The 19,577-nt window shown below is 68.0% G+C and carries 23 protein-coding genes; 16 read left to right on the top strand and 7 right to left on the bottom strand.

Translation table 11 applies throughout. The annotated features are described in order from the left end of the window. Positions 1–7: 7 nt before the first annotated feature. The 5 genes from ftsB (at position 8) to MVF76_RS10765 (ending at position 3,304) form a co-directional block, all read left to right on the top strand. The gene (gene ftsB / locus MVF76_RS10785) at positions 8–304 is read left to right on the top strand and encodes a cell division protein FtsB (RefSeq protein WP_297528979.1); all 297 of its coding nucleotides are present in this window, start codon (positions 8–10) and stop codon (positions 302–304) included. Further along, positions 297–998 (top strand): 2-C-methyl-D-erythritol 4-phosphate cytidylyltransferase, encoded by a 702-nt coding sequence (gene ispD / locus MVF76_RS10780; protein WP_297528977.1) that lies wholly within the window; start codon positions 297–299, stop codon positions 996–998. The genes ftsB and ispD overlap by 8 nt, the downstream gene beginning before the upstream one ends. Positions 999–1,211: 213 nt before the next feature. Continuing rightward, positions 1,212–1,691 carry a 2-C-methyl-D-erythritol 2,4-cyclodiphosphate synthase gene (ispF, locus tag MVF76_RS10775; RefSeq protein WP_297528975.1) on the top strand — a complete coding sequence of 160 codons (480 nt, stop codon included), beginning with the start codon at positions 1,212–1,214 and terminating at the stop codon, positions 1,689–1,691. 3 nt (positions 1,692–1,694) lie between these two features. Further along, on the top strand, positions 1,695–2,753 hold the full coding sequence (gene truD / locus MVF76_RS10770) for a tRNA pseudouridine(13) synthase TruD (RefSeq protein ID WP_297528973.1): 1,059 nt from the start codon (positions 1,695–1,697) through the stop codon (positions 2,751–2,753). Continuing rightward, on the top strand, positions 2,753–3,304 hold the full coding sequence (locus tag MVF76_RS10765; protein ID WP_297528971.1) for a peroxiredoxin: 552 nt from the start codon (positions 2,753–2,755) through the stop codon (positions 3,302–3,304). The genes truD and MVF76_RS10765 overlap by 1 nt, the downstream gene beginning before the upstream one ends. On the opposite strand, the gene MVF76_RS10760 is transcribed toward MVF76_RS10765, so the two are convergent. Beyond that, positions 3,277–3,768, bottom strand: coding sequence for a Smr/MutS family protein (locus MVF76_RS10760; RefSeq protein ID WP_297529108.1), 492 nt, complete (start codon positions 3,766–3,768; stop codon positions 3,277–3,279). The genes MVF76_RS10765 and MVF76_RS10760 overlap by 28 nt on opposite strands. A gap of 142 nt (positions 3,769–3,910) precedes the next feature. On the opposite strand from MVF76_RS10760, the gene surE reads away from it, so the two are divergent. The 5 genes from surE (at position 3,911) to rpoS (ending at position 7,775) form a co-directional block, all read left to right on the top strand. Continuing rightward, positions 3,911–4,657, top strand: coding sequence for a 5'/3'-nucleotidase SurE (surE, locus tag MVF76_RS10755; protein ID WP_297528969.1), 747 nt, complete (start codon positions 3,911–3,913; stop codon positions 4,655–4,657). Positions 4,658–4,661: 4 nt separating this feature from the next. Then, positions 4,662–5,318, top strand: coding sequence for a protein-L-isoaspartate(D-aspartate) O-methyltransferase (locus MVF76_RS10750; RefSeq protein WP_317622963.1), 657 nt, complete (start codon positions 4,662–4,664; stop codon positions 5,316–5,318). After that, positions 5,318–5,896, top strand: coding sequence for a YqaA family protein (locus tag MVF76_RS10745; protein WP_297528967.1), 579 nt, complete (start codon positions 5,318–5,320; stop codon positions 5,894–5,896). Before MVF76_RS10750 ends, MVF76_RS10745 begins: the two co-directional genes overlap by 1 nt. Before the next feature lie 10 nt (positions 5,897–5,906). Then, entirely contained in the window at positions 5,907–6,716 is an 810-nt protein-coding gene (locus tag MVF76_RS10740; protein WP_297528965.1) for a peptidoglycan DD-metalloendopeptidase family protein, read from the top strand. 78 nt (positions 6,717–6,794) lie between these two features. Then, complete coding sequence (rpoS, locus tag MVF76_RS10735; protein ID WP_297528963.1) at positions 6,795–7,775, top strand: RNA polymerase sigma factor RpoS; 981 nt, start codon at positions 6,795–6,797, stop codon at positions 7,773–7,775. A 294-nt stretch (positions 7,776–8,069) separates the two neighbouring features. Here the strand turns inward: rpoS and MVF76_RS10730 are convergent, their stop codons facing one another. Further along, a complete protein-coding gene (locus MVF76_RS10730; RefSeq protein ID WP_297528961.1) occupies positions 8,070–8,441 on the bottom strand; it encodes an Mth938-like domain-containing protein in 372 nt (123 codons plus the stop codon). 196 nt (positions 8,442–8,637) lie between these two features. On the opposite strand from MVF76_RS10730, the gene alaC reads away from it, so the two are divergent. The 6 genes from alaC to MVF76_RS10700 all read left to right on the top strand — a co-directional run bounded on the left by alaC (position 8,638) and on the right by MVF76_RS10700 (position 15,697). Next, positions 8,638–9,852, top strand: a complete 1,215-nt coding sequence (gene alaC, locus MVF76_RS10725; protein ID WP_297528959.1) for an alanine transaminase — start codon at positions 8,638–8,640, stop codon at positions 9,850–9,852. Then, a complete protein-coding gene (locus MVF76_RS10720) occupies positions 9,849–11,162 on the top strand; it encodes a homoserine dehydrogenase (RefSeq protein ID WP_297528957.1) in 1,314 nt (437 codons plus the stop codon). The genes alaC and MVF76_RS10720 overlap by 4 nt, the downstream gene beginning before the upstream one ends. A gap of 151 nt (positions 11,163–11,313) precedes the next feature. Then, positions 11,314–12,402: a threonine synthase gene (thrC, locus tag MVF76_RS10715; RefSeq protein WP_297528955.1), complete on the top strand. Its 1,089-nt coding sequence runs from the start codon at positions 11,314–11,316 to the stop codon at positions 12,400–12,402. Next, the gene (locus tag MVF76_RS10710) at positions 12,395–13,426 is read left to right on the top strand and encodes a hypothetical protein (RefSeq protein ID WP_297528953.1); all 1,032 of its coding nucleotides are present in this window, start codon (positions 12,395–12,397) and stop codon (positions 13,424–13,426) included. The genes thrC and MVF76_RS10710 overlap by 8 nt, the downstream gene beginning before the upstream one ends. Further along, complete coding sequence (gene recJ / locus MVF76_RS10705) at positions 13,423–15,135, top strand: single-stranded-DNA-specific exonuclease RecJ (RefSeq protein WP_297528952.1); 1,713 nt, start codon at positions 13,423–13,425, stop codon at positions 15,133–15,135. The genes MVF76_RS10710 and recJ overlap by 4 nt, the downstream gene beginning before the upstream one ends. A gap of 40 nt (positions 15,136–15,175) precedes the next feature. Beyond that, complete coding sequence (locus MVF76_RS10700; protein ID WP_297528950.1) at positions 15,176–15,697, top strand: 2OG-Fe(II) oxygenase; 522 nt, start codon at positions 15,176–15,178, stop codon at positions 15,695–15,697. 29 nt (positions 15,698–15,726) lie between these two features. On the opposite strand, the gene MVF76_RS10695 is transcribed toward MVF76_RS10700, so the two are convergent. From MVF76_RS10695 to purB, 5 genes are all read right to left on the bottom strand, one after another. Then, positions 15,727–15,957 carry a DUF2835 domain-containing protein gene (locus tag MVF76_RS10695; protein WP_297528948.1) on the bottom strand — a complete coding sequence of 77 codons (231 nt, stop codon included), beginning with the start codon at positions 15,955–15,957 and terminating at the stop codon, positions 15,727–15,729. Between the two features lie 49 nt (positions 15,958–16,006). Beyond that, entirely contained in the window at positions 16,007–16,798 is a 792-nt protein-coding gene (locus MVF76_RS10690; protein ID WP_297528946.1) for a secretin N-terminal domain-containing protein, read from the bottom strand. A 17-nt stretch (positions 16,799–16,815) separates the two neighbouring features. Then, positions 16,816–17,343 carry a DUF7931 domain-containing protein gene (locus MVF76_RS10685; RefSeq protein WP_297528944.1) on the bottom strand — a complete coding sequence of 176 codons (528 nt, stop codon included), beginning with the start codon at positions 17,341–17,343 and terminating at the stop codon, positions 16,816–16,818. Then, a complete protein-coding gene (locus MVF76_RS10680; RefSeq protein ID WP_297528942.1) occupies positions 17,340–17,801 on the bottom strand; it encodes a GNAT family N-acetyltransferase in 462 nt (153 codons plus the stop codon). The genes MVF76_RS10685 and MVF76_RS10680 overlap by 4 nt, the downstream gene beginning before the upstream one ends. A 167-nt stretch (positions 17,802–17,968) precedes the next feature. Next, positions 17,969–19,336 (bottom strand): adenylosuccinate lyase, encoded by a 1,368-nt coding sequence (gene purB / locus MVF76_RS10675; protein WP_297528940.1) that lies wholly within the window; start codon positions 19,334–19,336, stop codon positions 17,969–17,971. Between the last annotated feature and the right edge of the window lie 241 nt (positions 19,337–19,577).

Below are 19,577 nucleotides of genomic sequence, written 5' to 3'. Positions count from 1 at the left end.
GATCGCCATGCGCTGGCTGATCGCATTGCTGGTGGCGCTGCTGATCTATCTCCAGTACCGGCTGTGGGTCGGCGACGGCAGCCTTGCCGAGGTCTGGCGCTTGCGCGGTGCGGTCGCCGAGCAGCGGGCGGAGAATGCGCGACTGCAGGAGCGCAATCAGGCCCTGGATGCGGAAGTCCGCGATCTCAAGGAAGGGCTGGAGGCGGTCGAGGAGCGGGCCCGCAGCGAGCTGGGCATGATCCGCGAGGGCGAGGTGTTCTACCAGATCGTCGAGGAACCCGGAGCGGAGCCGGCAGATGACTGAGCAGTACTGGGCGCTGGTCCCGGCCGCGGGCGTGGGCCGGCGTATGCGGGCCGATCGTCCCAAGCAGTATCTGCGGCTCGGCGAGCGCACCGTGCTGGAGCACACCCTGGATGCGCTGTGGCAGGTGCCGGCCATCGCCGGCGCGGTGGTGGTGCGCAGCGCCGAGGATCCCTTCTGGCCGCAACTGAAGCTCTGGCACGAACGCCCGCTGTGGGCGGCCGACGGTGGCGCCGAACGCGCCGATTCGGTGATGAACGGGCTGGCCGTGCTGGCCGCGCATGCCGACACCGACGACTGGGTGCTGGTGCACGACGCCGCCAGGCCCTGTCTGCGCCGTGGCGACGTCGAGCGGCTGATCGAGGCCCTGCGGGACGATCCCGTCGGCGGGCTGCTGGCGGTGCCGGTGCGCGATACCATGAAGGCTGCCGACGAGGGCGGCCGGGTGGCGGAGACGCTGGATCGTTCGCGCCTGTGGCATGCGCTTACCCCGCAGATGTTTCGCCTGGGCGCCCTGCGCGATGCCCTGCAGGCTGCGCGGGCAGCAGGACGCGCGGTCACCGACGAGGCCTCGGCGATGGAGGCTGCCGGCCTGGCGCCGCGCCTGGTCGAGGGGCATGCGGACAACATCAAGATTACCCGCCCCGAGGATCTGGCGCTGGCCGAGTTCTTCCTTCGCGCCCAGGGGCGGCTGTGAAGGCCGGAAGATCGCCACGGGATCCACCGACGGCATGGAGGAATTCATGGCCTGTAGGATGGGCAAAGCGAAGCGTGCCCATCAATGCATGCGCCCTTTCCGTGCCTTCAGCGGATTCCGTGGCGCTCTTCCGATGATCAGCAGACAAGGGACTGGGAAAAAGCGAACCATGCCGGACACTCACGGCTGCAGCAGCCACACAGGAACAGCCTCATGAGAATCGGACAGGGCTTCGACGTGCACGCCTTCAGGGAAGGCGGGCGCCTGGTGCTCGGCGGCGTCGAGATCCCGCACGATCGAGGTCTGGCGGCCCATTCGGACGGCGACGTGCTGCTGCATGCCTTGTGCGACGCACTGCTGGGCGCGGCCGCGCTGGGTGACATCGGCCATCACTTCCCGGACAGTGATCCGCGCTACGCCGGCATCGACAGCCGGGTGTTGTTGCGCGAGGTGTATGCGAAGGTGTCCGCGGCCGGCTGGCGACTGGTGAATGCCGATACCACCCTCATTGCGCAGGCACCGCGCCTGGCACCGCATGTCGAGGCCATGCGTGCCAACATCGCCGGGGATCTCGGTGTCGAGGTCGGTGCCATCGCCGTCAAGGCCACCACCACCGAGCGGCTCGGCTTCACCGGGCGTGGCGAGGGTATCGCCGCCCTGGCCGTGGTGCTGCTGGCGCCGGCCGATGCCTGAATCGTGACCGGACTCCCCGAACTCGTCGCCATCCCTGTTCCGCCTGCCTTCGGGTCATCGCTGGGGCAGGCCCGCATCCGGGTCATGGCCGAGGATTTCCGTGTCACCGAGATCCCGGTGTGCGAACCGGCGGGCGAGGGGGAACATCTTTGGCTCCGGGTGCGCAAGCGCGGCGCCAATACCGCCTGGGTGGCGCGTCAGCTGGCGCGCTGGGCCGGCGTCGGACCGGGCGCGGTCGGCTACGCCGGGCTCAAGGATCGTCATGCCGTCACCGAGCAGTGGTTCTCCATCCATCTGCCGGGGCGCGCGGATCCGGACATCGGCGCCTGCGCCATCGAGGGTGTCGAGCTGCTGGCATCGCGCCGGCATGGCCGCAAGCTCCGGCGTGGCGCGCTCCGCGGCAACCGTTTCGGGATTCGCCTGCGCGATCTCGACGCCGATCCTGCGGCCCTGCAGTCCCGGATCGAGGCCCTGCGTCGTGCCGGCTGTCCCAATGCCTTCGGCGTCCAGCGCTTCGGCCGCGATGCCGGCAATCTGGAGGCTGCGCGCAGGCTGCTCGGTGGCGAGCGTCGTCGCCTGCGCCGCGAGGAACGCGGGCTGTATCTTTCGGCCGCGCGCAGCGAACTGTTCAACCGGGTGCTGGCGGCGCGCATCGAGGCGGGCACCTGGGGCAGGCCGCTCCCCGGGGACCGCATGCAGCTCAATGGCCGCCGCAGCCTGTTTGCCATCGAACGGCCCGACGAGGAGGTCATGGCCCGCGCCGCGGCACTCGAGATCCATCCCACCGGGCCGCTGTGCGGGCGCGGCGAGCCGCTGGCCGATCTGAGTCCCGTCGAGCAGGCCGTGCTCGCCCCCTGGAGCGACTGGATCGAGGGCCTGGACCGGGCCGGGGTCGAGGCCGACCGGCGCAGCCTGCGGGTACGCGTCGACGACCTGCACTGTGCCTTCGATGTGCCTGGCGAGGCCCTGCTGACCTTCACCCTGCCGGCGGGAAGCTTTGCGACCGTCCTGCTCGATCAGTTGCTGGACGTCGAGGACGCGGCCCGGGAGGCGGCGGCCTGATGCGGATGCTGTTCTGGATACTGGCGGCTGCGGCGCTGGTCCTGTTGCTGTACTGGCTGGGCGGCTTGCGCAACGGCCGGGTGCATGCGGGCGAACTGGCGCCCGACTTCAGCCTGCCGGGCCAGGACGGGCGGCTGCATGCACTGGCGGACTATCGCGGCCACTGGCTGGTGCTCTATTTCTACCCGAAGGACGACACCCCCGGCTGTACCCGCGAGGCCTGCGCCTTCCGCGACGGGCTGGTCGAGCTGGGGCAACTGGACGCGCGCGTGGTCGGGGTGTCAGTGGACGATGCGGACAGCCATCGTGCCTTTGCCGAGCGCCATGGCCTGCCGTTTCCGCTGCTGTCCGACACCAGCGGTGAGGTTGCCGCCCGCTACGGCGCGCTCTGGGCGCTGGGGCCGCTGAAGTTTGCCCGGCGGCACAGTTTCCTGATCGATCCGCAGGGACGGCTGCGCCGCATCTACCGCAGGGTGGATCCGGACCGTCATTTTCGCGAACTGGTCGAGGGCCTGAAGACGCTTCAGCGCGGCGAGCGCAGCAGCACGTAGAGGGCGCCGGTGCCGCCATCGGCCGGTCGGGCCGAACAGTAGGCGAGCACGTCGTCGCACTGACGCAGCCACTTGTCGACCTTGTGCTTGAGTACCGGGATCCGGTTGCGCGAGCCCAGCCCCTTGCCGTGGATGATGCGCACGCAGCGACGGCCTGCGCCGCGGCTGGCGGTGATGAACTCGGCCAGGTGCCTGCGTGCCTCGGGTACGGTCAGACCGTGCAGGTCGCATTCGCCGCCGATGGCGAACTGTCCGCGGCGCAGCTTGCGCAGCAGCTGTTTCTGGATGCCGGCGCGCACGAACAGGAGTTCCTCACCGGTCTCCAGGTCGGCCGGGTCGAAGGCGTCGGAGAGCAGGTCCCGCATCACCTCGGCCTCGTCGCGCTCGCGGAACCTCGGCCGCGGACGCGGCGGCGGGGGCCGGGACAGCACGCGGTCGTGCTCCAGCGGCCGGATGTCGCGCATGGCCTCGCGGAACAGGCGGGCGTCCTCGCCGCTGATTCCTGATGTCTGCTGGGGTTTGTCCTTGGCCACGCGGGGCTCCGGGCTAGGGCCTGATTGCGGCTTCCAGTATAGTGATGCCCTGAGGCAGTTGAAACCGAACCGCATGCACATCCTGATCAGCAACGACGACGGCTACCAGGCCCCCGGCATTCGCATGCTCGCCCAGTCGCTTGGCCAGATCGGCCGGGTCACGGTGGTCGCCCCGGACCGGGATCGCAGCGGGGCCAGCAACTCCCTCACCCTGGACAACCCCATCCGCGCCACCGAGATGCCGGACGATTTCATCCGCGTCGACGGCACGCCGACCGATTGCGTGCATCTGGCCATCACCGGCCTGCTCGACGAGGAGCCGGACATGGTGGTGTCGGGCATCAATGCCGGCGCCAACCTGGGTGACGACGTGCTCTACTCGGGCACCGTGGCCGCGGCCATGGAGGGGCGCTTCCTGGGCCTGCCGGCGATCGCCCTGTCCATGGTGGCCGCCCAGCCGCGACACTTCGATACCGGCGGGCGGGTGGCACGCATCCTTGTCGAGCGCCTGCGGGCGGTGCCGCTGCCGCCGGATACCATCCTCAACGTCAACATCCCCGACCTGCCCTGGGAGGAGATCGCGGGCCTGCGGGCGACCCGGCTGGGTCATCGGCACAAGTCGGAACCGGTGATCCGCATGACCGATCCGCGCGGTCGCGACATCTACTGGGTGGGGCCGGCAGGCGCCGAGCAGGATGCGGGCGAGGGCACGGACTTCCACGCTGTGCGCAACGGTTTCGTCTCGGTGACCCCCATCCACGTCGACCTCACCCGTCACGACGCCATCCCCACGGTGGCGGACTGGCTGCCCACGGACTGAACCCATGCATTCGCGTCTGTCCGGCATCGGCATGACCTCCCAGCGTACCCGTGACCGCATGGTGCAGCGGCTGCGCGAGCAGGGCATCGGCGACGCGCGGGTGCTGGAGGTGATGGGCAAGCTGCCGCGCCACCTGTTCGTGGACGAGGCACTGGCCAGTCGCGCCTACGAGGACACCGCGTTGCCCATCGGCTTCGGCCAGACCATCTCCCAGCCCTACACGGTGGCGCGGATGACCGAGGCAGTGCTGGCCTGCGCGCCGCGCAAGGTGCTGGAGGTCGGCACCGGTTCCGGCTACCAGGCCGCGGTGCTGTCACTGCTGGTGGACGAGGTGTGCACGGTGGAGCGCATCGACGCCCTGGTGCGGCAGGTGCGCGCGCGCTTCCGCCAGCTGGGTCTGCGCAACATCCGCGTCAAGCACAGCGACGGCAGCTGGGGCTGGGAGACGCAGGGGCCGTTCGATGCCATCGTGGTCACCGCTGCACCGGCCGAGATCCCGGCCGCGCTGCTGGCGCAACTGGCCGATGGGGGCTGTATGGTGATCCCGGTGGGCGAGCGCGGCAGCCAGACCCTGGCCCGCATCACCCGCAAGGGCAATGTCTGCGAACGTGAAGACCTGGAGCCGGCGAGCTTCGTGCCGCTGCTCGGGGGCGCGGGCTGATGGCCCTGTTCCGCGGCCTCTACGAGCGCGTGATGCGCTGGTCGCGCTCGCCGCATGCGCCGCGCTACCTGGCGATGCTTAGCTTTGCCGAATCCTCCTTCTTCCCGGTGCCGCCGGACGTGATGCTGGCGCCCATGAGCCTGGCGCAGCCGAAGCGCGCCCTGCACTTTGCTGCCCTGACCACGGTGGCCTCTGTGATCGGCGGCCTGCTCGGCTATCTCATCGGCCATTTCGCCATGGCCGCCATCGAGCCCTGGCTGGTCGATCTGGGTTACATGCCCGCTTACGGAAAAGCGCGTGCCTGGTTCGACCAGTGGGGCTTCTGGGCGGTGTTCGTGGCCGGATTCTCACCCATCCCCTACAAGGTGTTCACCATCGCGGCGGGTTCCATGGCCATGCCGCTGCTGCCCTTCGTGGCGGCCTCTGCCGTGGGGCGCGGGGCGCGGTTCTACCTGGTCGCCGGCCTGCTTGCCTGGGGCGGTTCGCGGCTGGAGCGGAAGTTGCAGGACTGGGTGGAACGCATCGGCTGGGCGATGGTGATCCTGCTCGTCGGCGGCTACCTGGCTTTCCGCCACTGAGGATATGGGCATGACCGGCCAGGGTCCTGTCCTGCGCTGTTTCCTTGCACTGGTGTGCAGCCTGCTGGCAGCAGCTCTGCTGTCTTCCTGTGGCGGCGCGGTGCGGGCGCCGGTGGGTGAACGACTGCCAAAGGCCACAACGAATACGGGGTTTCATGTGGTACGCCGGGGCGAGAGCCTGTTCTCGATCGCCTTCCAGCACGATCTCGACTACCAGACCCTGGCGCGCTGGAACGGCATCGGTCCACCCTACACCATCTATGCCGGCCAGCGGCTGCGGCTCAAACCGCCTGCACGCGCGGCGGCGCCGGTTGCGACCCGCAAGCCGACACCATCGGCTTCAACCAGTCGTGAACCGGCGCGCAGGTCCCCGCCGCCCGCTGCCGCACCCAAGCCCAGTACCCGCAAGCCGGTAGCCAAGGCCCCGCCAGCCACCACCTCGGCGCCCGTTGCCCGCTGGCAGTGGCCGGCAGAGGGCCGGATCATCAAGCGTTTCGATCCGAAACACCCCGGCAAGAAGGGCATTGCCATCAGTGGCCGCCCGGGCACGCCGGTGCGCGCGGCTGCCGCCGGTCGGGTGGTGTACGCCGGCAGTGGACTTGTCGGATACGGGCGGCTTATCATCATCAAGCACAACAAGATCTATCTCAGTGCCTACGGGCACAACCGCGAGATCCTGGTCAGGGAAGGTGACCGGGTGAAGGCGGGGCAGGTCATCGCACGCATGGGCAGCAGTGGTACCCGGCGGACGATGCTGCACTTCGAGATTCGCCGTTACGGCAAGCCGGTCGATCCGCTGCGCTATCTGCCGCGGCGCTAGGGAGGGCTCGGGCGCGACAGGGCGTTGCGGGGTGCCGCTGGGGGGTGGTGCCGACAGGTGTCAGGATTGGAGGTGAGGATGGCCGACAGTCGCAAGACTCCGGAGCAGCTCGTCGACAAGGGCGCGGTGCCCGCCGATGTGCCGGTGGGGCCGGTTGATGCCGACGACAAGGCAATCGAGGCAGAGGAGGAGGCCCAGGTCTTCGAGGCGGGGGAGATTCCTTCCAGGCATCTCGACGCGACCCGCCTGTATCTCAGCGAGATCGGTTTCTCTCCGCTGTTGACCGCCGAGGAAGAAGTCTACTATGCGCGTCGCGCCCAGCGGGGTGACGAGGCCGCTCGCCAGCGCATGATCGAGTCCAACCTGCGGCTGGTGGTCAAGATCGCCCGGCGCTATCTCAACCGTGGCCTGGCGCTGCTCGATCTCATCGAGGAAGGCAACCTCGGACTCATCCGTGCGGTCGAGAAGTTCGATCCCGAGCGGGGCTTCCGCTTCTCCACCTATGCCACCTGGTGGATCCGGCAGACCATCGAGCGTGCCCTGATGAACCAGACCCGCACCGTGCGCCTGCCCATCCACGTGGTCAAGGAAATCAACGTCTATCTGCGCGCCGCGCGCCAGCTGGCGCAGAAGCTGGATCACGAACCGACCGCCGAGGAAATCGCCGAACTGCTCGACAAGCCCATCGAGGATGTCAAGCGCATGCTCGGCCTGAACGAACGCATTGCCTCGGTGGACTCGCCCATCGGTCGCGATTCGGACCGATCCCTGCTCGACGCCATCCCCGACGAGAACAACCCCGATCCCTCCGAGCTGCTGGCCGAGTCGGACGTGCAGGAGAACCTCGACTACTGGCTGTCGCAGCTCAACGACAAGCAGCGCGACGTGGTGGAGCGCCGCTTCGGTCTGCGCGGGCGCAAGGTCTGCACCCTGGAGGAGGTCGGCAACGAGATCGGCGTGACCCGCGAACGGGTACGCCAGATCCAGATGGATGCGCTCAAGCGGCTGCGCGAGATCCTCGAGAGCGAGGGTTTTTCCCAGGACGCACTGTTGCGCTAGCAAGGCCGAAGAGCGCCAGAGCCGAAGAGCGCCACGGAAGACACGGAGTGCACGGAATGTGTGTTGGGCGTGGCCAACGGGATGGGGCCGCATGCGTCGGTTCTCCGTTCATGGCGCAGCGAGCGACCGCAAGCAGCACGCCGCCTCCCGTTCCGCCTGCCTCCTGACCACAGGGTTCTCGCACCCGGATTTCGTCCGTGCACTCCGTGTCTTCCGTGGCGCTCTTCTGCCTGTTCGGGACTGCCGTGGACAGACAGGTGGCGCCCGCGCGAACGGTGACCGGCGGGGAGGGGGTCAGTCGATGAGCAGGGCGGCGGCCACGCGGCGGTCCTCGGCGACCAGCACATTGTAGGTGCGGCAGGCGGCGCCGGTATCCATGACCTCCACCCCGATGCCCGCCTGGTACAGCGGGGCGAGCAGTGCCGCGGCGGGAAACCGCTGGCGGGCACCGGTGCCCAGCAGCACCAGATCGGGTTGCCACTCGGCCAGGGTTTGCAGGTGTTCCGGTCGCAGCTCGTCGAGGCAGCGCGGCGGCCAGTCGGTAAGCAGCGCGTCGACACCCAGCAACAGGCTGCTGCGGTAGGTTTCCTCGTTCACGCGCAGCTCGCCGGGACGATAGCTGCGGATCCGGTAACGGCCAATGTTGTGATCCTCGGCGAAGTGCATGGCACAAGGTTAGCAGGCGTGCGCGGGTGGCCAAAGGGCCATCGGGGAGATGGATCAAAAGCACCGAATTTTCAGTCGCTTTCCGCAAGAATGTACGGCGTCCGCGCTTGTATCCCCGGGGGGTTTTCAGTAAATTGCAGCGCTTGATCCGGGTTCCGGCCCGGCCTCGTTCACCGCACCAGTCGAGCGTCCAGACTTGTTCGAAGAATTCCCAAGAATCAAGCGCTTGCCGCCCTATGTGTTCAATATCGTCAACGAGCTCAAGGCCCGGGCCCGGGCGCGTGGCGAGGACATCATCGATTTCGGCATGGGCAATCCCGACCAGCCGACGCCCCAGCACATCGTCGACAAGCTGGTGGAGGCGGCGCAGCGCAAGGACACCCACCGCTATTCGCTCTCGCGGGGCATCCCGCGCCTGCGCCGTGCCATCTGCAACTGGTACCGCAACCGCTACGACGTGGTGCTGGACCCGGAACGCCATGCCATCGTGACCATCGGCTCCAAGGAAGGCCTGGCGCATCTGGCGCTGGCCACCGTGGGTCCGGGCGATGCCGTACTGGTGCCCAACCCGGCCTATCCCATTCATCCCTACGGCTTCGTCATCGCCGGCGCCGACATCCGTCACGTGCCGCTGGTGGAGGGCATCGACTTCTTCGTCGAGCTGGAAAAGGCGATCAAGGACTCCTGGCCCAAGCCCAAGATGCTGGTGCTCAACTTTCCGGGCAATCCGACCACCCAGTGCGTCGAACTGGATTTCTTCGAGCGGGTGGTGGCGATCGCGCGCGAGCATGAGATCTGGGTGGTGCAGGACCTGGCCTACGCCGACCTGGTGTTCGACGGCTATGTGGCCCCCTCCATTCTTCAGGTGCCGGGCGCCATGGATGTCGCGGTCGAGTTCTTCTCGCTGTCCAAGAGCTACAACATGCCGGGCTGGCGGGTCGGTTTCATGGTCGGCAACGAGACACTGGTGTCGGCACTGGCGCGCATGAAGTCCTATCTCGATTACGGCATGTTCACGCCCATCCAGGTCGCTGCCATCACCGCGCTGGAAGGGCCGCAGGACTGTGTGGCCGAGATCCGCGACATGTACCGCAGTCGCCGCGATGTGCTTTGCGACGGCCTCAACTCCGTTGGCTGGCAGGTGGAAAAGCCCAAGGCGACCATGTTTGTATGGGCACCCATTCCGGAGCAATACCGCCACCTGGGGTCACTGGAATTTTCCAAGAAGCTGCTGGCCGAGGCCAAGGTGGCCGTGTCTCCGGGTATCGGTTTCGGTGACTACGGCGACGACCATGTGCGCTTCGGCCTGATCGAGAACGAACATCGCACCCGGCAGGCCGTGCGCGGCATCCGGGAAATGTTTCGCAAAGACGCAAGGCTGGCGGAAGCCAGTGGGGGAGAGACAACGTGAATCCGGTCAAGGTGGGCCTGCTGGGCCTGGGAACCGTGGGTGGCGGCACCTTCAACGTGCTGCGCCGCAATGCACAGGAGATCGCCCGGCGCGCGGGGCGGGGCATCGAGATCAGCCGTGCCGCGGCGCGCGACTTCGATCCGGAACGGCTGCCCGGCATTGCCGATATCGATGTCACCGACGACGCCTTCGCGGTGGTCGACGATCCCTCGATCGATATCGTCGTGGAACTGATCGGGGGCTATTCGCCCGCGCGCGAGCTGGTACTCAAGGCCATCGAAAACGGCAAGCATGTGGTCACGGCCAACAAGGCCCTGATTGCCATGCACGGCAACGAGATCTTTGCCGCCGCACAGCAGCGGGGCGTGATGGTGGCCTTCGAGGCCGCGGTCGGTGGTGGCATTCCGGTCATCAAGGCGGTGCGCGAGGGTCTGGCCGCCAACCGCATCGAATGGCTGGCCGGCATCATCAACGGTACCGGCAATTTCATCCTCACCGAAATGCGCGACAAGGGCCGTGACTTCGAGGAGGTGTTGAAGGAGGCCCAGGCGCTGGGCTATGCCGAGGCCGACCCGACCTTCGATGTCGAGGGCATCGATGCCGCGCACAAGCTCACCATTCTCGCCTCGCTGGCCTTCGGCATTCCGCTGCAGTTCGACAAGTGCTCCACCGAGGGTATCTCGCGCATCACCCGCGCGGATGTCGAATACGCGGAACAGCTCGGCTATCGCATCAAGCATCTCGGTTTCGCGCGCAAGACCGAGGCCGGGGTGGAGATGCGCGTGCATCCGACCCTGATCCCCGAGCGCCGGCTGATCGCCAATGTCGACGGTGTGATGAACGCCGTGCTGGTCAAGGGTGATGCCGTCGGACCCACCCTCTATTACGGTGCCGGCGCCGGTGCCGAGCCGACGGCCTCGGCCGTGGTTGCCGACATCGTTGATGTCACCCGCGTGCTGACCGCAGACCCCGAAAACCGGGTGCCGCATCTGGCCTTCCAGCCCGACGCCCTGTCCGACCTGCCGGTGCTGGGCATGGACGACATCGAGACCGCCTACTATCTGCGGCTGTGCGCTGCTGACCGCCCCGGCGTGCTGGCCGAGATCACCCGCATCCTCGGCGATCTCGGCATCAGCATCGAGGCCATCCTGCAAAAGGAGCCGGTCGGCGACGCTGCGGAAGTACCCATCATCATGCTCACCCACCGGGTGCGCGAGGGCCAGATGAACCAGGCCATCGGCCGGATCGAGGCACTGGATGCCGTGTGTGGGTCCGTTACCCGCATTCGCCTGGAACATCTGAATGCGTGAGGGGGGATGGCCACGGAATCCACTGAATCCAGGGAGGCTTCCATTCCTTCATATACGGTCCGGGCGACACCATGATTTGCTGGCGCCCTTCAGTGGATTCCGTGGGTATCGTGGCCATCGATCCCCGTAGACAACGAACAGAGGAACAGCCATGCCATTCCGACCCCGTTACACCGGACTGATCGAGAAGTACCGCGATCGTCTGCCCATTCACGACGACACGCGCATCATCAGTCTCGGCGAGGGCAACACGCCGCTGATCCGGCTGAACAACATTCCGCGCGAGCTCGGCAAGGAGGTGGACATCTACGTCAAGTACGAGGGCCTCAACCCCACCGGCTCGTTCAAGGATCGTGGCATGACCATGGCCGTGACCAAGGCGGTGGAGGATGGCAGCAAGGCCATCATCTGCGCCTCCACCGGCAATACCTCGGCGGCGGCCGCGGCCTATGCAGCGCGCGCGGGCATCACCGCCTTCGTGCTCATTCCCGAGGGCAAGATCGCCATGGGCAAGCTGGCCCAGGCCATGATCCACGGCGCCGTGGTATTGCAGATTCGCGGCAACTTCGACGAGGGCATGCAACTGGTCAAGGACGTCGCCGAATCGGCGCCGGTGACCATCGTGAACTCCATCAATCCCTATCGCCTGCAGGGCCAGAAGACCGCGGCCTTCGAGATCATCGAGGAGCTGGAACGCGCGCCCGACTTCCACTGTCTGCCGGTGGGCAACGCCGGCAACATCACCGCACACTGGATGGGCTACACCGAATACTTCGAGCACGGCATCGTCAACGAGCGGCCGCGCATGGTCGGTTACCAGGCGGCCGGCGCCGCGCCCTTCCTGCGCGGGCACATGGTCGACAATCCGGAGACGGTGGCCACGGCCATCCGCATCGGCCATCCCCAGTCCTGGGACAAGGCCTGGGTGGCACAGAAGGAATCCGACGGCTGGTTCGACGAGTGCAGCGACGAGGAGATCCTGGCCGCGCAGAAGCTGCTCACCCGCAAGGAAGGGGTGTTCTGCGAGCCGGCCTCGGCGACCTCGCTGGCCGGAGCACTGCGCGACATCCGCAGCGGCAAGATCCCCGAGGGCAGTACTGTGGTCTGCACCCTGACCGGTCACGGCCTCAAGGACCCGGACACGGCCATTCGCCAGTGCGAGTCGGACGGCGGCGTGGTCACCATCGACGCCACGCTGGATGCGGTGCGCGACGCCATCCTCGGCAACATGAGTGACTGAGGGCGCGACTGCGCCCGTGACCACCGCAGCCGATCTGACGCTGGTCGTCCCCGGCCTGCTGGGCCCCTGGCCCGGGGGCATGGCGGCCGGCTGCGGCACGCGCCTGCCGGTGCTCGAGCGCTGGCTGGCACGCGGCCGGCTTGAGCGGGGGCCGCGCCTGCCCGACGACTGGCTCGGCGAGCCCGGCGCAGGGCCGAGTCTCGCCGGGTTGTGCCATCTTGCCGATCTGGGCGACGCCCCACCTGCCGGTGTCCTCTGTGCCGAACCCGTGCATCTGCGCGCCGATCGTGACCGGCTGTTGCTGTTCGGCCCGGAGACGCTCGCCATCGAGCCGGAGGAGGCCGAGGCCCTGGTCGAGGCCTTCAATCGCCACTTCGAACCCCAGGGCCTGCGGCTGGAGGCGGCGCGGCCGGCGCGCTGGTATCTCCACCACCGGGAGACGCAGGGACCGGGCCTGCCGCCCCTGACCGCCGTGCTGGGGCGCGAGCCGCCGGTGGCCAGCGATCCCGGGTGGCGCGCACTGCTGAACGAGATCCAGATGCTGTTCTTCGCGCATCCCGTGAACGAGGCGCGGCTGGCGGCCGGGCGTCCCGTCATCAGTGGCCTCTGGGCCTGGGGCGAGGCGTCGCTGTGTCCCGCGGCGGCGGTGAGCGCACTGGATGGCCTGTGGAGCGACGAGCCGGTGTGGATCGGCTGGGCGCGGCATGCCGGGATCGAGCGCCACGACCTGCCGGCCGATGCGCGCGAATGGCTGGCGCGCAGGGGCGGCGGGCGGCATCTGGTGTGGCTGGGGCACGCGGAGGCGGCCTGGGCCTACGGCCGCTTCGAGGACTGGCTGGAAGTGCTGGAAATGCTGGAACGGGAGTGGTTCACGCCGCTGGCGTCGGCGCTGATGCGGGGCCGGCTGCGCGCGCTGCGGCTGCTGGATGGCCGCGGCCGGCAGTTGTTGCTTCGCCGGGTTGATGCGCTGCGCCTGTGGCGGCGGCCGCGGCCGCTGGCGCAATGGCTGGGAGAGGCGGCATGACGCCGCGGGTGGAACGGCGGCCGCTGCTTGCCGATCCCGAGGCCTTGCCGGCGGCGCTGCCGCCGGTGCTGCGGCGGGTGTACGCGGCGCGTGGCGTCGATCGTGGCGAGCTGCTCGATCTGGGCCTCGGGCACCTGCTCCGGCCCGAGGAAATGGGCGGACTCGATCGTGCCGTGACGCTGCTGGCCGATGCCGTTACCGAGGATCGCGCAGTGACCGTCATCGGTGATTTCGACGCCGATGGCGCCACCAGCGTTGCCCTCTGTCTGCGCGGCCTGCGGGCGCTGGGGCTCGCGCGCATCGAGTATCTGGTGCCCAACCGCTTCGAGTTCGGCTACGGACTGACGCCGGAGATCGTTGCCGTGGCGGCCGGGCGTTCGCCCGATCTGCTGCTGACGGTGGACAACGGCGTGGCCAGTGTCGCCGGCGTCGACGCGGCACGCGCGGCCGGCATGCAGGTCATTGTCACCGATCACCACCTGCCCGGCGCGCGGCTGCCGGCGGCCGATGCCATCGTCAATCCCAACCTGCCGGACAATCCGTTCCCCAGCAAGTACCTCGCCGGGGTCGGCGTCGCCTTCTACCTGCTGCTGGGTGTGCGCGCCGAACTGCGTGCCCGCGGCTGGTTCGGCCGGGGGCGGGCCGAACCCAACCTGGCCGAGCTGCTGGACCTGGTGGCGCTGGGCACGGTCGCCGACGTGGTGCCGCTCGACCGCAACAACCGCATCCTGGTGGAACAGGGCCTGCGCCGCATCCGTGCGCGCAAGGCGGCGCCGGGCATTCTCGCCCTGCTCGAGGTCGGTCGTCGGGACCCGGCCCGTGTCGTGGCCACCGACCTGGGGTTCGTCGCAGGACCGAGGCTCAATGCCGCTGGCCGGTTGGAGGACATGTCGCTGGGCATCGAGTGTCTGCTCGCGAATGACCCGGGCGCGGCGCGGGACATCGCCGGCCGGCTCGATGCGCTGAACCGCGAGCGGCGGGAGATCGAGGCCGACATGAAGGCCCAGGCCCTGGCCGAACTCGAGGCCCTGCACCTCGACGAAGCGCGCGAGCTGCCGACCGGGGTCGCGCTGTACCGGCCCGACTGGCACCAGGGCGTGATCGGTATCCTCGCCGCCCGCGTCCGTGAGGCCTGGCACCGGCCGGTGGTCGCCTTCGCCCACGCCGGCAACGGCGAACTCAAGGGTTCCGCGCGTTCCATTCCCGGTTTCCATATCCGCGATGCGCTGGACGCCGTCGACAAGCGGCACCCGGGGCTGATCCGCAAGTTCGGCGGCCATGCCATGGCCGCCGGCCTGAGCCTGGGAGAAGATGCCTTCGAGGCCTTCCGCGAGGCCTTCGATGCCGAGGCCGCACGGCGGCTGGATGCCGACGATCTGCACGAAGTGCTGCACACGGATGGCGAGCTGGCCGAGGAAGAGCTTACGCTGGAAACGGCCCACGCCCTGCGTCGCGCCGGTCCCTGGGGGCAGGGCTTCCCGGAGCCCAGCTTCGAAGGCCGTTTCCGGGTGCGTTCGTCGCGCATCGTCGGCGAGCGTCATCTCAAGCTGACGCTGGAGGCGGGGGGACAGCCCCTGGATGCGATCGCCTTCAATCAGGCGGAGCACGCCGTCGCGCCGGGCGAGGAACTGGCGCTGGTCTATCGTCTGGATGTCAACGAATGGCGCGGCGCGGAGTCCCTGCAGCTGGTGGTTGAGGCCATTCTCTGACCCTTCTTCTTCCGTACCGATGCAATAGTACAATGGCGCGATGAATTCGGCGCTCCTTCCATCTGCTTGTCGCCTGGTCGAACTGCCCGGCCACGTCGCCGTCAATCGCGCCCTGCTGGCGGGCTTCCTCGCCGCGCGCGACGCCCCGGACCTGCGCCGCAGCCACTGGCTGGAGGGGCGCTACGAGAATCTCTACGTCCCGCGCCAGCGGCTGCCCGCCATCGAGGCGGTGCTGGCGCTGGCCGTGCGCGAGACGCAGGCGCTGCTCGGCATCGATTTCCCGTTGCGCGCGGGCTTCTGGTTCAATGCCATGGAGCCCGGACAGCGGACGCTGCCGCATACCCACGATGACGACGATGAACTGATGTCGGCGGTCTACTATGTCCAGGTGTCTCCGGGTTCCGGCGATCTGCTGCTGGGTGATCCGCCCGCACGCATCGAACCGCGGGCAGGACGCATGGTCCTGTTCCCGCCCGACCTGCCTCACGAGGTCACGGTCAACCGGAGTGACCGGCTGCGGCTGTCGATCGGGATCAACGTGGGTCCGGAGCAGGTGGACTGATTCCTTTGCGGGGGATCGCGAGCGCGGGGTCAGTCCGATACGCGATGCAGTCCGCGCAACCTGTGTTCGGCATCGAACTCGATCTCGAACCAGCCATGAATGCCGTCGTGGGTGACGTGGGGCTGCAACGCCCCGGCGGGGAAGCGCACCCGCAGTCCATCCTCGGTGGTGGCCAGTACCTCGCGCGCGGTGCCTCGGTAGTAGTAGAGGTATTCGTCGGCAGGAATGTCCAGCCGGAAACGCAGTGTGCGTGTCGTCACGGGCGGTCTTGCCGGTGCGGGTGTACGGGTTGCGGGAGCGCTATGCGGCTCATTGCGCCAGCTCGACCTTGATCCAGAGCGCCTGACCGTCACTGGCCCGGATCCGGGTGCGATGCCGCATGCCGCGTCCAGCCTCGCGCTGCCGCGCGCCGGTTTCGGCGATGGCCAGCCAGCTTCCCAGGGGGCCGCGGACCTCGGTTACCAGCGCCTCGTGCTCGATGCGCCCCCCGCCTTCGGGCGAAAGCCGTTCCCGCGAGGGGCTGATGCGAACGACGACCTCGTCACCCTGAACCCGTGCGAGGGCATGAAAGCCGGCGAAGGTGTCCATGTATTCGACCCGGTCGGTGACCACGAGGCCCTCGGGCGTGACCACCTGGCGCCGGGTGGCCACGGGGAAAGCGACCCCCTCCCGGATGTACACGGGTGTGCCTTCGAGCGCGAGCAGGCTCTGGGTGTGACGGTCGCGCCGTTTTTCGGCGGTCTCCAGTATCCGCAGTTGCGCATCCACCGCGCTGCCGCCTTCCTCGAGTTCGACCTCGGCGCCGCCGGACAGCTCGCCGCGCTGGCTGCTTTCGAGGCGGCCGCGTCGCACGCTGATGCGCAGCTGGCGCCGTTCGGTATCGAGTTGCCGGATCAGTTGCCGCAGCTCGGCGGCCCGCTCCGGCGAGGCGCGCAGCACCAGCCGGTTGCCGCTGCCGCTCAGGCCCTCGCCCTCGTCGAGGTGGGGTTCAAGGATGGGGATGATTTCCTCTGCCTGCCGGTGCCGGAGGTCGATCAGGGTCAGGCTGCCCTGGGCGAGGGACGGGGCCAGGGGGAGGCAGAGGAAGACCGCGAGCAGCATGGCTGGGACAGGCATAGCTACAAATATAGCCGCCTGAACTGGGGATCGACAGTGCTCCGTTCCCAGACCTCGTCGAACCAGGCGCGCTTCTGCCGCACTTCCATGGGAATCCGCAGCAGCAGTTGTCCCTCCGGGCGGCCCGACACCGGGCGGCGGAGCATGCCGGCGTCGTCGGCGAGCAGAAAGGTCTCCGGGGTGTCGCGGTAGTCCTCGTGCACGCGCCGGATCTCGATGTAGCTGGACAGGCGCCGCGCCAGTTCGATCAGGCGGTGGCCGTCCTTGATGGCGCGCTCGGTATCGATGGTGAGTACGCGCACCCGGCCGTGGCGGGAACGCAGCACCAGCCGGTTGAGGGCCTCGACCACTTCGCCGCGGTCGTACAGCCAGGGTTCCATGTCCGGGGTGAAGAGTTCGACTCGCTGCCGTGCCTGCCCCAGCAGCAGATCCACGGCGGTCTGGTTGTCACTGCGATCGGTCAGCCTCAGGGGCTGATCGAAGTAGCCCAGCTCGAGCTCGGCCGGATCGGCCTCGGCCAGTGCGATCATTCGCCCAGCGCGCTGGTGGCTGCGGGATCGGCGCAGAAGCGGGACATGCGCAGATGCGGAATGCCCCCTTCCTCGAAGGGTTCGGCCTCGGCGATGAAACCATGGCGATGATAGAAGGGCGCGGCCTGGGTCTGGGCGTTGAGGAAGACCTCCTCCAGGCCGTGTTCGCCGGCCAGCTCCAGCAGGGTCAGCAGCAGGGCGCTGCCCACGCCCTGTCCCCGCCACTCGGCGAGCACCGCCATGCGGCCGATGTGGCCATTGGCCTGCATGCGTGCAGTGGCGATGGCCCGGCCCTCCATGTCGTAGGCCAGCAGGTGCACGCAGTCGGCGTCCAGCCCGTCCCATTCCAGCTCCGCGGGAACCTGAAGTTCGTGGACGAAGACCTGTTCGCGGATGCGGCGGATGGCCGAGCGGTCGGCCTCCCAGTCCGCCCGCGCGACAAGAAAACCCTCGCTCATGGTGCCCCTCCCCGGTCGTTGCCGGTTGTTTCAGGGGAGTCTAGGTGCTTCCGGCGGCCTGGTCACGCCGGCACCGACGAGCGCCTGCCGAATCCGGACGAGTGGGCCGTTTCGGCCCCTTGCGTTTCGAAGGCGCATGGCAAGACGCCTTGTGCCGGCGCCGGGGATCAGATGTCGCGCGCCTGATCCACGGCGTTGCCGATGTAGGTGTGTGGGGTGAGGGCGTGAAGCCGGTCCCGGGCTTCCTCGGGGATGTCCAGGCCGTCGATGAAGGCGCGCAGGGATTCCGCGTCTATGCCCTTGCCGCGCGTCAGTTCCTTCAGCTTTTCGTAGGGCTTGTCGATGCCGTAGCGACGCATCACCGTCTGCACGGCCTCGGCGAGTACCTCCCAGGTGGCATCCAGGTCCTGCGCCAGACGCGCCGGATCGGCCTCCAGCTTGCTGATGCCCTTGAGCAGCGCATCGTAGCCGATCACCGTGTGGGCGATGCCCACGCCCAGGTTCCGCAGCACGGTGGAATCGGACAGGTCGCGCTGCCAGCGCGATACCGGCAGCTTGGCGGCCAGATGGGCATAGAGGGCATTGGCGATGCCGAAGTTGCCCTCGGCGTTTTCGAAGTCGATGGGATTGACCTTGTGCGGCATGGTGGAGGAACCGACCTCGCCGGCCACCGTGCGCTGGCGGAAGTAGCCCAGCGAGATGTAGCCCCAGACATCGCGGGAGAAGTCGATCAGCACCGTATTGAAGCGGGACAGGGCATCGAACAGTTCGGCCATGTAGTCGTGCGGCTCGATCTGGATGGTGTAGGGATTCCAGTCCAGCCCCAGATCGGTGACGAAGCGTTCGGCGAGGGCCGGCCAGTCGACCTCCGGGTAGGCGATCATGTGGGCGTTGTAGTTGCCCACCGCGCCGTTCATCTTCCCCAGCATGGGCACCGCGGCGATCTGGTCGCGCTGGCGGCGCAGGCGGTAGGCCACGTTGGCCATCTCCTTGCCCAGGGTGGTGGGCGAGGCCGGCTGGCCGTGAGTGCGCGACAGCATGGGCAGGTCGGCATTGCGGTGCGCCAGTTCCACCACGGCATGGATGAGGTCGTCGATCTTCGGCAGCAGCACCTGGCCGCGCGCCTCGCGCAGCATCAGGCCATAGGCCAGATTGTTGATGTCCTCGGAGGTACAGGCGAAGTGCAGGAACTCGCTGATGGCCTCGAGTTCGCTGTTGCCCGCGGTCTTCTCCTTGAGGAAATACTCGACGGCCTTGACGTCGTGATTGGTGGTGCGCTCGATGTTCTTGACCCGGCGCGCGTCCTCCTCCGAGAACTTGTCCACGATATCGTCGAGGATGCGGCGGGCGTGTTCGGACAGCGCCGGCACTTCGGCAATGGCCTCGTGGTCGGCCAGTGCCTGCAGCCAGCGCACCTCCACCAGTACGCGGTGCCGGATCAGGCCATATTCGCTGAAGATCGGGCGCAGCGCCTCGGTCCTGCTCGCATAGCGGCCGTCGACGGGCGATACGGCGGTCAGGGGTGTCAGGTCCATCGTTGTTTCATCCGTTGTGCAGGTTCTGAAGAGCGCCACGGAAGGCACGGAATGCACGGATACATCATGTCCGGATATCCGGTCGCATCCCTGCTTGGATCCCGGGTGCGAATGCAACGCGTGATCCCGTCCCTGTCATCGGGAGGCTCAAGCCACTGCGATTCGCTTCCCGGCGAGTCGCCCTCCCCTTGTATTGTCCGTGTCTTCCGTGCCTTTCGTGGCGCTCTTCGGTTTTCGGAAC

The sequence above is a fragment of the Thiohalobacter sp. genome (assembly GCF_027000115.1).
Lineage (GTDB): Bacteria > Pseudomonadota > Gammaproteobacteria > Thiohalobacterales > Thiohalobacteraceae > JALTON01.
Note: the sequence above shows the minus strand (reverse complement) of the source record. Positions and strands in the feature narration are given on the sequence as shown.